A 16,047-nucleotide genomic window follows, 5' to 3' on the forward strand; every position below is an offset into this window, starting at 1 on the left:
ACGCCCGTTTTTTGCTTTACAATACTTTTCCAATAGTTGCCAAAAGCTGGTCAGGGTTAAATGGCTTAACTATCCAACCCGTTGCTCCGGCTGCTTTACCTTCGCTTTTTTTGTCTGCTCCCGATTCTGTGGTTAACATCAGAATCGGTGTAAATTTATAGCTGGGTAAGGCCCGTAATTCTTTTATTAAACTGATACCATCCATATTGGGCATATTGATATCCGAAATCACCAAATCAACTCCGGATTCACTTTGTGCAAGCTTGAGCGCCTCTGCACCATCACATGCTTCACACACTTCGTGACCCGCTCCTTTGAGTGTAAAACTCACCATTTGCCTCATAGATGCTGAATCATCAACAGCTAAGATTTTTGCCATCGGCTTACTCTCCACCAAATATCAAATAATTCCCATCAACTGCTAGTGAATACCGAGCGCGTCTCCCACACCGAGCAAGCCAGCAGCAGAACATAATTTTTCTGACGGACTATCCCAATCAACCTGTATTTGCCGTTCTTTTGTTGCATGTACGAATGCAACTAATAATTGCAGACCAGCGGTATCTGCACGTGTTACGCCGTCACCTCGCAAAATAACCTTGTCGCAATCTTTGGTATCAACCAGAGATTCAAATTCTTCATGCAGTCCATGAACATTAGCAATGGTAAGGTTTTCTGGAAGCTTAAAATCTACTGTGGACACGGGACATTCTCCAAAACAAAACTACGACTCCAACGAACGCTTCGTGGGCTTCTCAACTAATTCTAGACACAGTTATAAGAGTTGCTACGTAAATACCTGAATTCTTAAAAAAAACCCGGTAAATCGCAGGGAGGTAGAACATCTAAAAGAAAGGATTAGTTCAAAGAGGAGCTAAAATCCCACAAACTAATTACTTGAACATATAAAACTGAGGATAAATACAATGAAAATACACCTTCATTCATCGCGGCTATAGGTTTGGTTTACCCAATCATCTATCATTTTTTGTTCCTTTTTGTCATATTCAATTTCCTCTTCCTTCTTATATCGATCAATCAAATCTGATAAAGATTTTGCACGGAGATGGCATTTATACCAGACATCTTTTTTTTGCTGTACAACGCCCTCTTTTAGGGCAACCTGCTGTTTAAGCAATTCAATTATTTCAGATAAGCGTTGTAAGAAGTGACGGGAATGCTCAAGCGCACTGATATTGACTTGACTGCCCTTCACACCGGAAGAACTGGCATACTCCTGGTAGTAACGGGTCGTTTGGTTCAGTTGATCCGCCTCCGCTTGCAACTCACGTTTGGCATGTTCATAGTCTTCGGCTGCGGCTTCTTCATCGCGCTTTGCCAAATCCAATACCAATTGCATGCGCTTGGATCGTTTCATTGATCAGGCTACCGGGCTCGATTGGCCTGTTGACGAAGAGGCCCTTGATTGGGTTTTCCCGGTGGATTTTGCCGGCCCTGTGACAAAGGACGATTGGCGGCTTTGACGGGATCAGGCGCAGCGTTCTGCTCCGTTGTATTTTGCAGAAGCTGCTGTAATTCACCAATGCTCATAGGGTAATGGGACGCCTGACGCATACTCTGGGCAATATAATTTTTTAATTCCGGGTATTTTTCTAATGCCATGTCAATATCGGGATCACTGCCACGGGCATATGCGCCAATCGCGATAAGGTCTTTATTGGCACGATAAGTTGCAAGTAACTGTTTAAATTTTTGCGCCGTTTTTAATTGTGTTTCCGGCACAATGTTGGGCATCACCCGGGAAATTGACGCTTCAATATCAATCGCTGGGTAAACACCTTCTTCAGCCAATTGTCGCGATAACACCACATGGCCATCCAAAATTGCGCGAGCCGAGTCTGCAATCGGGTCTTGTAAATCATCCCCTTCCGTTAACACAGTATAAAAAGCTGTTATTGATCCACCGCCTTCGCACCCATTACCCGCTCTTTCCACCAGGTCAGGAATTTTGGAAAACACGGAAGGCGGATAGCCTTTGGTTGCCGGCGGTTCACCAATCGCAAGCGATATTTCCCGTTGCGCTTGAGCAAAACGCGTCAAGGAATCCATCAAGAGCAGCACGCTTTTTCCCTGATCTCGAAAAAATTCTGCAATACGCGTGGATAATTGCGCCGCGCGTAAACGCATTAACGGAGCATCATCCGCTGGCGCTGCCACAACAACCGCTTTGGTTAGGCCTTCTTTTCCGAGAATATGGTCAACAAATTCTTTTACCTCACGCCCCCGTTCACCGATCAATCCCACCACCACAATATCCGCCGTCGTAAAACGGGTCATCATGCCCATGAGTACACTCTTACCCACACCACTACCGGCAAATAAACCAATTCGCTGGCCTTTACCCACGGTTAACAAACCGTTGATTGCTCGAATACCGACATCCAAAGGCTCATCAATTGGGTGTCTATGTAAGGGGTTAATGGCGCTGGGTTCTAAATCGACTTTACCGTCGCTGGCGATCGGCCCCAGGCCATCCAAAGGTTGGCCAATACCATTTAATATTCGACCTCGCAGGTGATCACCAATCGACAATGTTTTGTGTGCTTCGATCGGGATAACCTTAGCGCCAGGTTGCAAACCTTCCACTTTTTGCACCGGCATAAGAAATGTTTTTTCATTATGAAAACCAACAACCTCGGCATCAATTTCCCGGTCGTTCGGTAAAATCACTTTACATTGTCGACCAACAGACACATTCAAGCCAACCGCTTCCAGAGTCAAACCCACCATTCGTGTTAAACGGCCAGTCGCCAAAGCGGGTGATGCCAGTAGATTAAACTGGCGATATTTAGTTAAACGTGAAAAAAAACTGGGGGAATCATTTGTCATCGGAATCAGACCCACCCGGAATATCATCGATTACTGGAGAATCAGGTTTTTCCTCGACTAAAGGTGGTTCGCTCAATACGTCTACGTCTTCCGATGTCGTGATGTAGTTTGGAACCTCTTCCATTGGAAATTCTGCATTCTCACCTTTTTCCGTTATTTCCAGAAGGTACTGTTGTAAACGCGTTGTAACAGAATAATCCACCAAACTTTCTGCCGTTTCTATTTTACAGCCACCGGTTTCCAATGAATTATCAACCACAATACTCCAGTTACGTGTTGCCTCAGGGAATACCTGATTAAATAATTCCGCGTCCCGCTCATTGAGGTACACCAAAACATTTTTGGCTCCGGCAGGTAACGCTGCTATCGCGTGCTTAACAATATCAAATAAATATTCCGGCGACTGTTTCAGTTCATTTTGTAGCAGTGTTTTCGCTAGCTGAATACTCATGTCGATCACAATATTTTCCAATGCATGCTCCTGCTCACCAAGAGGTTGCATTAAATTCTGACTGATCGACTTTAACCGGTTGTATTCGTCCTCCAATTTTTTCTTGGTTTCCGCATACGCTTGATCCTGCCCCAACTTCGTACCCTTTTTTAAGCCATCATCCAGGCCTATTTTGCTGCCTTCCTGATACCCTTCGTTATAACCTTCCTTCTTGGCCTCGTCGGCAATCAGTTGCAGCTCTTCTGCGGTCAAGGGTTTTGGCTTTTTTGCTCTAGAGACGGTTTCAATGCTTTCATCAGTTTTTTCCTGCTTTTTTCCACCCGCTTTTACTACACGTCCCTGGTGATCAATAGAAGGAAGTGACCAATTACTGACACTCACTGAATCGGTAAGGGATTCATATGGGATACGGTCGGCTGACTTTAATGGGTCTGACATAGAAATTACAACTCGCTCACTTGCTAATAACGGCGAAAATATTTAATCACTATTTTTGCCGCCCCTAGCTTATTGACTACAGCATTTCCTCTCCGCTGCCACCAAGATTCAATTCACCCGCATCGGCCATACGGCGAGCAATAGTGAGAATTTCTTTTTGTGCAGCTTCCACTTCAGAAACACGAACAGGCCCTTTGGCTTCCAAATCGTCGCGCAACAGTTCACCGGCACGTTTCGACATATTGCTGAAGATTTTATCCTGCAACTCATCGTCAGCGCCTTTAAGCGCCAGAATAAGTACATCGGAAGAAACTTCTCGCAGAAGCGATTGGATACCCCGATCGTCCACATCTTTAAGATTTTCAAATACGAACATAAGCTCTTGAATTTGCACACCGGTTTCTTCATCGATTTCTTTAATCGATTCCAGCAGCTCATTGCTAATCGAGCTTTCGAGGTTATTAACAATCTCTGCCGCAGTTTTATATCCACCCATGGATTTGGTTTGGGAACCGGCATTACCAGAAAATTGTTTTTCTAAAATATCATTTAATTCCTGCAAGGCACTCGGTTGTACCGTATCCAGCGAAGCGACACGCATCATGACATCCAGGCGCATTTTTTCCGGGAAGTATGTGAGTACATCGGCGGATTGATCCGGGTCGAGATACGCAAGCACAATGGCCTGAATTTGTGGATGCTCATTGCGAATAATATCGGCAACAGAGCGAGCCTCCATCCACTTCAATGTATCCAGTCCGGTGGTATTCCCACCGAGAAGAATTCGATCAATTAACCCGTTGGCTTTATCTTCACCCAAAGCCGTGACCAGCATACTGCGAATGTAATTATCCGCCCCCATACCCAACCCGGTTTGGGTTCGCACTTCATCCATAAAGTTCGACAACACCACTTCCACTTCATATTGCTGAACGTTGGTCAAACCCGCCATGGCGGTGCCCAAACGTTGAACCTCTTTCGGCCCCATATGTTTAAGAATTTCTGCTGCACTGGTTTCCCCCAGTGTCATAAGCAAAATTGCCGCCTGGTCAACTTTACTCAAGTCAACCGTGGGCTTAACGGGCTCTTGCTTACTGGCTTTAATCGTGCCACTCATTCTTCATTAATCCAACGCTTAATCACTTGTGCCACACGGCCGGCATCTTCTGCAACCAACCCCTTCACGGCGTTAAGTTGCTGCTCGTAGCTTTCTTCCGGGCTGGGTAATGCCAAGGCATCACCACCCGTCAGGGTCACAGTTTCATCCGACAACGAATCAAACGAATCCAAACCCGCTGCACTCAATGCAGCCAATTCCCTTGCTTCGTCTTTTTCTTTGGCTTTCACACCCGCGCTCGCCAAGCTTTTTAGCACGGGGCGCATTAACCCGACGACAAGCAGCAGTATGATTAGCAGCCCCACCGCTTGTTTGGCTATGGAGTGAAACCAATCTGTTTCCCAGATAGGCAAGTCTTCAACCGTCTCCAGTTCCGGGAGAGGCAGAAAAGACTCATTGAGGATGTTGACGCTGTCCCCGCGAACAGCAGAAAAACCAACCGCATCTCGAATAAGTATAGACAACCGCTCTATTTCGGTATCGGTCCAGCGTACCCGCTCAACACCACCGTCGGCATTGGGTACTTTTTTATCGTCAACAACAACCGCAACCGTCAGGCGTCGCAAACGGCCCTTTTCACGCTTGGTGTAGCTCACCGTTCTATCTAACTCATAGTTCTTGGTCGACTGCACCCGAGAGTTACTTGGTGTGGCTGGTTTCGCGGTATTTTGATTGCCCCCCTGAGCCTGCTGAGGTGCGGCACCATTATTAGGTGGCTGATTAGACAGCGCACCTGGGATGCCCAAGGCACCGGCACTGCCAACGCGCTGCTCTTCCAGCGTTTGCTCGCTACGTACTGCAGGTAGATCCGGGTTAAAGGATTCTTCCGCCTGTTCGATCTCGGTGAAATCAATATCCGCAGCCACTTCCGTTTTAAAGTTTCCATCCCCGATTAATGGCGTTAGTAAACGACGAACCCGTAACACAATATCGTTTTCAATTTTACGGGTGTAATCCAGATGTTGAGCCGCGATAACCAGCTTTTCATCTTCAGCTCCCACCGACATTAAATTGCCTTTCTGATCGACCACGGTGACATTTTCAATATCCAGCTCGGGGATACTAGAGGCGACCAGATTAGCAATACCGCGAACCTGTTTTGGCGTAATTGGACGACCAGGAAATAAATCAAGAAAAACCGAAGCGCTGGGTTCACGCCCGTCCCGAACAAATACTGTGCGCTTGGGAATAGCGAGGTGCACTCGGGCAGCACGAACGGCGTTAATACTGGCAATGGTGCGGGCCAGTTCTCCTTCTAAGCCACGACGATAACGTGTGGCTTCCATAAATTGTGATGTACCTAAAGGCTGTTCCTGATCAAGTAATTCGTAACCAACAGACTTATCACCCTGAATACCATTTTCTGCTAACACCAAGCGGGCTTTATTGACTTTGTCCACAGGCACCATCAGCGCGCCAGTCGAACCATCAACTTTGTAGGGGATTTCGTTAAAATCGAGAATTTGCCCAACTTCAGATGAGTCAAGACGATCCAAACTACCATATAAAGGTTTGTAGTCTTCTCCCTGACTCCACAGAACCACAGCAAAACCTATGGCCACACTCGCCGCCAGACCAATCATCAACCCAGCCTGACGAATCAAATTTAAATTATTAAACCCTTCGATTAAATCGCTGGTTCCACCGGTTTCCGTTGGTAAAGAATCTGCGGCCATATAACACTCTTATCTCAATTTCACATCACTACACAGAAACGCCAAAAATCAGTCGGATTAAACTGGCATATTCATTACGTCTTTGTAGGCTTCAACCAACTTATTTCTTACTTGCACCATCGCATCAAATGCCACACCGGCTTTTTGTGAGGCAATCATGACATCCGTAATACCCACGTTCGGGTCACCCTGAATGTAAGCGGTACTCATTGAACTGGATGCCTGTTGCACCTCATTCACTTTATTTACCGCCTGCGCCATGACATCGGTAAATTTCGGGCCGTTCACTTGAGTGTTGTGAGGGTTAGCGACATCCTGCGCCGCCATATTGCCGAATGCCTGCGACTGCGCTTTCATTGCCCGCATTTCCAACAGCAACCGATTTACGTCAATTCTGTCACTCATAACCCAGCCTCTTTATCAGGTGTCAGGTTTCTGTCAAAAAACCTATCTCAGAGGGTCTTTTGCACAAAACAGGCCAAGTTTTGCCGCTTTGCCGGCATGCACCTTTTTGCCGATTAAAAAAACATCACTACTGATAAAACAAAAGAAAGGACGAGGAAAAAATGTCAGCGTCTCATGATATGAGACAGCTGTAAGGAATAATGCTCTCCACAGCGTGACACCCCACGCTGACTCATGCTCAGCTCAAGCATGCGCCGGCAAAAGCATCAGGGAAGGTGCTCATAAGCCAGAATAAAGGACAGGATTCACACCAAACAAACACAAGGAGTTATTTAAAAATATGGCAACACCCGTAAAGCTCAAAAAGCGATGTATACAACTTGGACTCGCCGCCTGCACACTTGCAGCGTTAATTGAAGTCCAGGCGCAGGCACCAACACCCCAGGTGCAAGCACCGCCAAGGATAGGGATGACGGTGAAAGAAACCGCCACACAATTCGATGTAAAGGAGCTCACGCAAAAAGTGACAAACTGGAAGATGGAACTCAGCGAATTGAACGCGCCCAACCAATATCCCGCCCGGCTCATTGATCAATTGCCATACCGGGACAATAACAATAATAAAGTCCCCGACTCACTGGAGTGAGAATGCAAGGAAGACTCAAGGAATAACCACGTTGTTTTTTTAATTATCCCCTTCTACCATTAGGCGCCCGGTACAGGCGCCATTTTTTTACAAAGAGATAAGGTTACCTAAAACAAAAAATTATTAATCTACGACAAATCATACCCGCTTATACAATTAAACATGATTAACAACAAATTCAGTCATCCTTACGACACCGTATTTTCTTCAACGTTAAGGTTTGCGGTTGAACTTATCGCCTGGATTAGCGGCCCATGGACTGTCAGTTATCTGTCCCATTGGTTAATTATTCCCACCGCCATTATGTTAGTGATACTACCGGGTATTTTTTCAACACCCAATGATAAGAAAGTCATTCTAGTCCCTGTATCGGGGATAGTAAGGATTGTTATTGAAAGCCTACTCTATCTGATAGCAATTATTGCACCCTGGTTGGTATGGTCAAACATTTCCGCGGGTATTGCTTTTACAATTGTTATCCTATCAATTTATTTGGGAACACCCCGCTTTAAATGGCTGTTAAAGGGAGCACCATACATTTAAAAAGCTGTCCCGAGGTATCTTTCGTTCTAATAATGATCACCGCATGGCACAACCGATAGATTAAACAAATCTGTAACAGTTCAGCTTAAATAAAATGCGCTTCGCTGGAGCAAATCGTGCAATCCTTCGTTGGTAAGGCCATATTCAAGCCGCTACAATAGCACCCTGTCTACTCGACTCACTATTTATCAACACCCAAATGTAAGGGGTTCACCATCCGACACGATCGTCCTGTCTACGCCGCATTTTATGCTTTGCTGGCGTGTTTCTTTTTTTCGATTATGGCCGCCTCCGTCCGTTACATCAGTACCGATTTACCCTTACCCGAACTGGCGTTTTTTCGCTCAGTCATACCTATGGCTATTGTTGGTATATTAATTCTGCAACAAAGAAAACCATTTTTCCCGTCACCTCGTAAGCCACTACTATTACGTGGCATATTGGGCACAGGTGGTTTGCTCTGTTTTTTTCACGCCACACAAAACCTCCCCATGTCCGTTTCAGGTATTTTGGTCTGGTGTACCCCAGCAGTTACCTATGTAACTGCTCGACTGGCGTTGGGTGAAAAACTGGGGATTAAAACACTTCAATGGTTGTTGGTGGCAGCATTCGGCTTACTGCTAATTTTTTCTCCTGTCTGGTTCGCCGATATAAAAGACAACAATGCACTAGCCCAGGTTAACTTTGTTGATTTTTCTATTGGTTTAATGGGAACACTGTTTGCCGGAATGGTATTTGTCACCATTCGTTCTGCCGCAGCCAACCACACGAACTACAGCATTGTGTTTTCTTTTAGTGTTACCGCCTCGATCATCACCGGTGCCTGGATGATGACTTCCTTTGTTATGCCGAACCATAAGTTGTGGGGTATCTTGATTGTTATAGGAGTAACCGGCACACTTGCCCAGCTAGCCCTGACCGAGGCGTATCGTAATGCACCCGCTGCGCTGGTCAGCTCTATGGGGTTAATGCAGGCACCTTTTGCCATCGCCTGGGGAGTATTTATGTTCGCAGAACAACTCACCGCATTGCATCTTATCGGTATTGTGTTAATGGGGATAGGCGTTGCACTGGCAAGTCGAGCACATGCCAGGGAATAGCACGAAAAATAAAGTAATCTAATAATTGTTGACTAATACATGAATAAATCGATCAAACTTATTAGTGAAACATGGGTTTTCTACAAATCTTATTTTTATGGCATTTTTAGAGTGCTCGCACCTGTTTTTTTGCCACTCACACTGATCGACACCCTGATTATCTACTGGCCGCCTTCATCAACGATTGTTCTCTGGAGCTTCTTAATTGCTAAACTGTTAGTTTACCCAAGCTATCAGGGAGCATTGATTTTTTACCTTGGTTCAATTATTTCAGGAAAGACACAAACTGTTTCTTCATGCTATGAATATGCAAAGCTCGCATATCCCAAACTTTTGACCGTATATTGTCTCTATTCTCTGGTGGTGTCGGCTGGATTTTTCCTTCTCATTATTCCCGGTTTAATTCTCGCCTCACGTCTTCTGATTGCCGATTTTATGTGTGTATACGACGGTAAGGAAGGTACCGAAGCATTGAACTCCAGTATTGAAAAGACCAGAAGTTATCAATGGACCATCCTAATGGGAATATTAGTTCTTGCAATATTTATTGGAGTACCCGCCATTACAATAGAAGTATTATTGAAAAAGATAAACTTATTAGTTTTTCCGACTGAACTAATACTCAATATTGCTATAGCATTTTTAACACCGCTATTTACTGTTTTCGGTTTTCGAATATACACCTATCAACTATCGGTAGAAAACAGAGAATTAGGTACACCAAAATGGAATCATAGATAGCGAAAACTCTCAGATGAAGGAGTATAGTGTAGAAAAATATATTGTTACCCACCAGGAAATTGAAAAGTTTGAAGGTTTACACAAAACACATTTCCTCAACACAAATGCCCAACGGTTAAACAAGTCCTTAGGCGACTTAACCGGTTTATCCCATATCGGCTTTCACCTTATTGAAGTACAACCCGGTCGAGAAACCACCGAATTTCATGTTCATTATCACGAGGAAGAGTGTGTTTATATTCTGCAAGGTACTGCTGAAGCCCTGATTGGGGATGAAAAACATCAGGTTAGTGCCGGAGATTTTATCGGTTACCGAGCCGGAGGATTGGCACACAGTTTGAAGAATACCGGTTCGGAAGTATTAAAGTGCATTGTTGTCGGTCAACGTTCTGAACATGATGTTGCGGATTACCCTAAGTTAGGCAAACGTATCTACCGCCATAGAGATTTACCCTGGAACCTGGTAGATCTGGATGACATAAAAACACCAACAGCGGGAAAAAAGATATAACGCACACGTAAAGGAGAATATATTGATGAACGAAAAGCAATTAGCACTATGGGAAAAAGAGCGTACTCGAGGTAAATGGCATTTTATATTCGTAAGAGGTGTTTTATCCTGGGGACTGCCTATGTTGGTGGCAATGGCATTTGTCAACCGCCCTTTTGCTGAAGGCCTCACCTCTTCCAGAGCAATCATTCACTGTGTTATTTGGCCAATTGGAGGAATCTTATTTGGTGTCACGCTCTGGTTTGTCCAGGAAAAACGGTACCGAAAAGAAATGGAAAAGAAAAACAGCTAACCTCGATTTTCATCACCCAACCTTATCACAAAATTCGATATGCTGTTTGACGAACACGACACGGATTAAACCACCCCATTAGGCTTAAAAAATGAACATTGACGCACAAAATTTTGCCCAGGAATGGGTAGCAGCATGGAACTCCCATGATTTGGAGAAAATACTTCACCACTACTCGGATGATTTTTCCATCACAACACCAATGATAAAAATCGCCATGGGTGTAGAGACAGGCACGTTATCAGGAAAAGAGAATATCCGCGAATATTGGGCAGCGGCTTTAAAGAAAATACCGGACCTGCATTTCAAATTGGTGGATGTGACGACCAGCGTCGATTCGATTGCGCTTTATTACCACTCAGTAATGAATAAAATGGCCATCGAAGTGATGTTTTTTAATGCCGAAGGCAAGGTCAACCAAGTGATTGCTCATTACACCGATTAAGCTTATCGATGATGGTTTCGTTTTGATCTAATCCCTCATGGAAGTCATGGGGGTAACATCATACTCTTGAAGAATTCGCTGATGGCTGCCATCTATTTTTATATCGGCCAACGCTTTTTGCCATTGGTCAACCATGTCGTGTTCAAGATCCAAGGAACCAACCAAATACATATCGATATCCATATCATCAGCCACAATGGTGACGTCACTTTGCTTTATATTCATAAGACGAAGCTGATCGTGCACCATTAACGCAGTTGAAAACCAGACATCAATGCGTTTTGCCAAGAGTTTTTTGGTATTGGTCTCTTCGCCCACCACAGATTCAATATGATTAAACTTCAGTTGCTTTAATCGGGTCTCGGTTGAGGCTCCACGCGTGACACCCACTCGCAGCGAACGCAGACGATCCAGTGAGTATTCGCCATTCACCCTTGAGGTGAGCATCGCAAACACGAACTTATCTTCGACTATTGGTCCAATCCAGTGATAATGCTCCTCTCGAACCTCTGTTCTCGCCAAGGGATAAGTAAATTGGTAATACTCAGAGCTGACAATTGCACGCTTCCAAGGCTGGATATCGATAGTGTGGGAATAGCCAACCCGCTTCATGATTTCACGGACGATGTCTGTCGCCACGCCGGTTAGCTCACCTGACTGGGTAAAAGAGTAAGGCGGCAGTTCACCAGTCACAACAGGAATATTTTGTGCGTAAGGCTTATCACCCAGAAATAAGATCAGGCATGCCAGACAAGTGATGCACTGTCTTTTGAAACAGGTCACCGTAGTAATTTCTCTCATTTTCCCGTTTACAGAAAACAACCCGCTACCCCAGTACGTATGATTTCCAGCATATGAGAGTATAGACGTTCCCGTCCTATCAAAAGCGCCAGAAGCGCGGAAGGAACAATGCTAATACCGTGAGGTATTCCAAGCGACCCAGGATCATAGCTCCGGACAATACCCAAGTACCGAAGTCATTCACCGGCTGAAAGTTTGAACCCAACTCCCCAAAAGCCGGACCCAATACATTTAGACAGGCAGCAGTGGCAGTAAACGATGACCAGAACTCCAGCCCCGTCATCATCAACAACAAGGTGACAAATAAACTGCTCAGCACCACAAAGAACATAAATGCCGTGGTGGCACTCATGACGGAGTCATCGACGGAGTTACCATGGTATTTAATTCGCAGTACCGCGTTAGGATTAACCAAACGCTTCATTTCCAGGTTAATGATCTTGAACGTCAGAATATTGCGGATAAATTTGTTTCCACCTGCCGTTGAACCTGCACAGCCCCCCAGATAACCAGACACCACGAGCAAAAATGCCGTGACATGGGGCCACTCAGTAAAGCTGTCCGCGGCATAGCCGGTACTGGTAATAAAAGAAACAAGGTGAAAACAAGCTTCATTAAAGGTGGTCCAGGGATCCTGATAGCGATGATCCCAATAGAGAAAGACAGCAATTAAAGCCGATATCGCCAGGATAACCAGAATAAAGGTACGTGTTTCCTCATCTTCCCAATATTCAGAAAAATTCCAGTTCCGCCATACGCGAAAATGCAGAGCAAAACTCATTGCACCCAGCACCATGAAAATATCCGAGACCACGAGCATCGCCTGGCTGTCAAAGTAGCCCATACTGGCGTCGTGGGTGGAAAACCCGCCGGTGGAAACCGTGGTAAAACTATGCCCAATCGCATCAAACGCGCTCATGCCGCAGACGTAGTAACTCAAGGCACACAAGCCGGTGATCGCGAAATATACCCCCCACAAATAGTGGGTTGTATTGGCCACCCGAGGTGAAAGTTTTTCGTCTTTTATCGGACCTGGCGTTTCTGCTTTGAGTAGCTTCATACCACCAATGTTCAACATGGGCAGCACGGCAACAACAAAGATCACAATGCCCAGGCCACCCAGCCATTGCAGGAACTGGCGATACATAAGAAAGGTAGGAGCCATCGAATCCAGGTTGGACAGTATCGTAGCACCCGTGGTGGTCAAAGCACTGATCGATTCAAACACCGCATCCGTAAAACTAACGTGGGTGATCAACATAATGGGAATACCGCCGACCACCCCCATGACAAACCAGGTTAACGCAGCGTAGGCTAATGCTTCCCGGGCACGAATTTCGGTGACTGAGATTTTGTTTTTTAGTGCAAATAAGCTGAGGGCACAGACGAGCGCTGCCAAAGCAGGAGTAAGGAACTCGACACCAACCTGATCGTGAAAAACTGTGAGCGACAAAACACCAAACACTAGCTGCACGCCTCCCATCAACGCAATAGGAAAAGCAAGCAGGTATGAGGTGATTTTTCGATTGATCACAGGCAGACCACAGGTAGGAACAACACCCCTGTCAAACAATCACAGGGCCTTCATATCATACTAGATGATATTCAGCGCGATTATCTAAATTTTGGTTACCGCAAGCAAGTGCTTACTGGGAGCGACTTGATCCTGATCTAGCAATATCCATCCGGCGAAAGTCCCTATTTTCCTAAGTGAAATTCCCTGTTGCCGGATGTCATCAGATACCCTCTTTCCACTCTGAGCGAAACTCTTGGACTGAGTTTTTAATATGCAGCTCAGTGATATTTATTACAAAAGTGAGACCTCCCCGATCATCTACACCTAAACCAAAATAAACATTCTCCCAAGTTAGAAATCCCCTCAGTTAAGACCACTCTTTTGTTGCGGCTTAGCCCAATGATCAATTAAAAACCAAGCTCTACTCCAAGGGATACCGCTGGCACTTCATTTCGAAATTGTCCCATCTGGTAATATCGGTTGCGCTTGTTGAGGTCCTTATCTATTAAACCGAGCAAATTGTAGAATTTTATTTTGGCTGTTGCCCTTTCATTGATTACGTAATCCAAACCGGTATGTAAATACGCAGACGCACCAAATGCTTTTGTTCTGCCATCACTGATAGTTCGACCGCTGATTCCACCTCTGCCGAGATTATCGACATTATATTGAGCGTAGTCTTCAGCGCCGGGAAATCCCCAAAACACCTGTAAAGAAGTATTTACTTTTGTTTTGTTGGTTAAACGCCATAACCAATGCAGCTTGGTAATATGAGGAGACCAGTTATGGAAGTCATTTCCATATCCATAGGGTTCAGTGCTGATGGCCTGATCAATTAACGTATTATCTAGCAGATTGAAACTTTGTAATTGCGTATAACTGTGAAACAAACCCAGGTCATGATTTTCATCACTGTAATTTAGCTCCAGCTCAAGGCCGTATGCATCAATGGTTCCAATAGGAGATTCCCTTAAGGTCGCCCGCGTCCATGCAATAATGTCATAGGTATAATAGAAAACGGTGTAACCAGTTTTTAATGGTTTACTGAAATTATATTCATGCTTTAACTCTAAAGATTTAATTTCTTCTTTTTCGGCATTATCAACAGCATCGGAACGGATCAGCGCCTCTAAAGGTTCATCATCTATTTTTCTAACGGATTCATTATAGATAAGTTTAACCGACTGCTTTTTGGACGGAGACCAGATTACCGCCGCCTTTGGCGAAAATAACCAGTTACTCCAAGTATGCTTATCCCCTCGACCACCGACGAAAACAGACCACTTATCACTAGCTCGCCATTGATACTCACCAACCAGACTATAAGTATCTGTAGTCCACGGATCCCGTTTTGGGCCATTCACAGAAGCATGACTAAAATCTGTTGCAATGCCTAAGCTATCGCGGGCAAAATCTTCTCTGGAATATTCCCCACCAAGGGCCAAACTGTGTTCAATGACCGGCGTCCATTGCGCGAGCATTTTCAACTTAAACTCTTCTTCGGAAAAAGAAAAATGGGGAATATCACCGGTTACCGAACGCTCCACATGGGTAGAATCCCATCCAGCACTTAACTCGAGTGAGAGCTCGTCAGACATTTTATGTTCGTAATCTGCCTGCGTTGTTAATTGTTGGTAATGCTGCCAGTGATCCAACTCGAAGAAATAAGGGTTTCTATAACGGACTCCACCACGTGTATAACGGGAAAAAAAACTAAAATCTCCTTTATCGTAATCCAGATGAAACTTATGTCTGGCGAAGTCTGATCCATGGTAATTGGGCAAATCATCAAAATAACCCGCAGACCAAGTGGTGCCGTTGTTATAGCTTCCCGCTTTGCTGATGTAACCTTCGGATAAATCCCCTTGTGCACCAGTATAATCATCAACACCGTAATAAACATATATTCCGTGGTCACTGCCAAAATCATGTCCATATCGCATTTCCAACGCAGTAAATTCTTCTTCAAAACCTCTCCTTAGGTTTATATCAGCACCCTTATATACCCTCGAATCCTGTGTATGAATATCAATAACACCCGCTAACGCACCTGGACCATATAACGCTGAACCGGGTCCGGTAATGACGTTAATATGATCAATATCGCCCAGCATAGACATAAATCGCTCGGTGAATGCACCGAATACACTTTTGTGATTCATCAATCGACCATTGACCAATAACAAAATTTTATTATCCAGGTCAGAAATAATTCCACGTAAGCCAATATGCTGTCCCGAACCATGATGCTGAAGTGTCAGTAGGTTTGGGACATAGTATTCGAGCAACTCATCCAAACTTCTCGCACCAGATGCATCAATCATTTCTCGGTCTATAGTTGTTATGGTTGCAGGTATTTTTTCCTCTTCTGTTGCGGTTAAAGCACCGGAGGAAATAATTCGAATTTTGGCAAGCTCTGCCAGAGTCATGGAGAATAGCTGTTCATCTTGAGCATGAACAATAGACGAGTAAGGAATCACAAATAGCAGACTGATAAAACACAGCTTAAACATAG

18 protein-coding genes are annotated in these 16,047 nt (G+C 44.8%); 7 read left to right on the top strand and 11 right to left on the bottom strand.

Annotated features, from left to right (window positions below):
* Window positions 1-16: 16 nt before the first annotated feature.
* The 8 genes from P5V12_RS13110 to fliE form a co-directional block, all read right to left on the bottom strand.
* Window positions 17-379 carry a response regulator gene (locus P5V12_RS13110; RefSeq protein WP_316953533.1) on the bottom strand — a complete coding sequence of 121 codons (363 nt, stop codon included), beginning with the start codon at window positions 377-379 and terminating at the stop codon, window positions 17-19.
* A 42-nt stretch (window positions 380-421) separates the two neighbouring features.
* On the bottom strand, window positions 422-703 hold the full coding sequence (locus tag P5V12_RS13115; RefSeq protein ID WP_316953534.1) for an STAS domain-containing protein: 282 nt from the start codon (window positions 701-703) through the stop codon (window positions 422-424).
* Between the two features lie 237 nt (window positions 704-940).
* Window positions 941-1,378 (bottom strand): flagellar export protein FliJ, encoded by a 438-nt coding sequence (gene fliJ, locus P5V12_RS13120; RefSeq protein ID WP_316953535.1) that lies wholly within the window; start codon window positions 1,376-1,378, stop codon window positions 941-943.
* An 8-nt stretch (window positions 1,379-1,386) separates the two neighbouring features.
* Window positions 1,387-2,850: a flagellar protein export ATPase FliI gene (gene fliI / locus P5V12_RS13125; RefSeq protein ID WP_316953536.1), complete on the bottom strand. Its 1,464-nt coding sequence runs from the start codon at window positions 2,848-2,850 to the stop codon at window positions 1,387-1,389.
* Window positions 2,840-3,739, bottom strand: a complete 900-nt coding sequence (locus P5V12_RS13130; RefSeq protein ID WP_316953537.1) for a flagellar assembly protein FliH — start codon at window positions 3,737-3,739, stop codon at window positions 2,840-2,842. The genes fliI and P5V12_RS13130 overlap by 11 nt, the downstream gene beginning before the upstream one ends.
* A gap of 76 nt (window positions 3,740-3,815) precedes the next feature.
* Window positions 3,816-4,856: a flagellar motor switch protein FliG gene (fliG, locus tag P5V12_RS13135; protein ID WP_316953538.1), complete on the bottom strand. Its 1,041-nt coding sequence runs from the start codon at window positions 4,854-4,856 to the stop codon at window positions 3,816-3,818.
* Window positions 4,853-6,532 carry a flagellar basal-body MS-ring/collar protein FliF gene (gene fliF, locus P5V12_RS13140; RefSeq protein ID WP_316953539.1) on the bottom strand — a complete coding sequence of 560 codons (1,680 nt, stop codon included), beginning with the start codon at window positions 6,530-6,532 and terminating at the stop codon, window positions 4,853-4,855. The genes fliG and fliF overlap by 4 nt, the downstream gene beginning before the upstream one ends.
* Before the next feature lie 57 nt (window positions 6,533-6,589).
* Complete coding sequence (fliE, locus tag P5V12_RS13145) at window positions 6,590-6,937, bottom strand: flagellar hook-basal body complex protein FliE (RefSeq protein WP_316953540.1); 348 nt, start codon at window positions 6,935-6,937, stop codon at window positions 6,590-6,592.
* A gap of 340 nt (window positions 6,938-7,277) precedes the next feature.
* On the opposite strand from fliE, the gene P5V12_RS13150 reads away from it, so the two are divergent.
* From P5V12_RS13150 to P5V12_RS13180, 7 genes are all read left to right on the top strand, one after another.
* Entirely contained in the window at window positions 7,278-7,583 is a 306-nt protein-coding gene (locus tag P5V12_RS13150; RefSeq protein WP_316953541.1) for a hypothetical protein, read from the top strand.
* A gap of 162 nt (window positions 7,584-7,745) precedes the next feature.
* Window positions 7,746-8,126 carry a hypothetical protein gene (locus P5V12_RS13155; protein ID WP_316953542.1) on the top strand — a complete coding sequence of 127 codons (381 nt, stop codon included), beginning with the start codon at window positions 7,746-7,748 and terminating at the stop codon, window positions 8,124-8,126.
* Between the two features lie 281 nt (window positions 8,127-8,407).
* Window positions 8,408-9,226: a DMT family transporter gene (locus P5V12_RS13160; protein WP_316953543.1), complete on the top strand. Its 819-nt coding sequence runs from the start codon at window positions 8,408-8,410 to the stop codon at window positions 9,224-9,226.
* 39 nt (window positions 9,227-9,265) lie between these two features.
* The gene (locus P5V12_RS13165; protein WP_316953544.1) at window positions 9,266-9,967 is read left to right on the top strand and encodes a hypothetical protein; all 702 of its coding nucleotides are present in this window, start codon (window positions 9,266-9,268) and stop codon (window positions 9,965-9,967) included.
* A gap of 13 nt (window positions 9,968-9,980) precedes the next feature.
* Window positions 9,981-10,478, top strand: a complete 498-nt coding sequence (locus P5V12_RS13170; RefSeq protein ID WP_316953545.1) for a cupin domain-containing protein — start codon at window positions 9,981-9,983, stop codon at window positions 10,476-10,478.
* Window positions 10,479-10,503: 25 nt separating this feature from the next.
* A complete protein-coding gene (locus tag P5V12_RS13175; protein ID WP_316953546.1) occupies window positions 10,504-10,770 on the top strand; it encodes a hypothetical protein in 267 nt (88 codons plus the stop codon).
* A gap of 91 nt (window positions 10,771-10,861) precedes the next feature.
* Window positions 10,862-11,215: a nuclear transport factor 2 family protein gene (locus tag P5V12_RS13180; protein WP_316953547.1), complete on the top strand. Its 354-nt coding sequence runs from the start codon at window positions 10,862-10,864 to the stop codon at window positions 11,213-11,215.
* A 27-nt stretch (window positions 11,216-11,242) separates the two neighbouring features.
* Here the strand turns inward: P5V12_RS13180 and P5V12_RS13185 are convergent, their stop codons facing one another.
* From P5V12_RS13185 to P5V12_RS13195, 3 genes are all read right to left on the bottom strand, one after another.
* Window positions 11,243-12,016, bottom strand: a complete 774-nt coding sequence (locus tag P5V12_RS13185; RefSeq protein ID WP_316953548.1) for a substrate-binding periplasmic protein — start codon at window positions 12,014-12,016, stop codon at window positions 11,243-11,245.
* Between the two features lie 79 nt (window positions 12,017-12,095).
* On the bottom strand, window positions 12,096-13,550 hold the full coding sequence (locus P5V12_RS13190; protein ID WP_316953549.1) for a TrkH family potassium uptake protein: 1,455 nt from the start codon (window positions 13,548-13,550) through the stop codon (window positions 12,096-12,098).
* Between the two features lie 389 nt (window positions 13,551-13,939).
* Complete coding sequence (locus tag P5V12_RS13195) at window positions 13,940-16,045, bottom strand: TonB-dependent receptor plug domain-containing protein (protein ID WP_316953550.1); 2,106 nt, start codon at window positions 16,043-16,045, stop codon at window positions 13,940-13,942.
* Window positions 16,046-16,047 lie beyond the last annotated feature (2 nt).

Origin of the sequence: Teredinibacter sp. KSP-S5-2 (assembly GCF_032773895.1) — a bacterium.
Lineage (GTDB): Bacteria > Pseudomonadota > Gammaproteobacteria > Pseudomonadales > Cellvibrionaceae.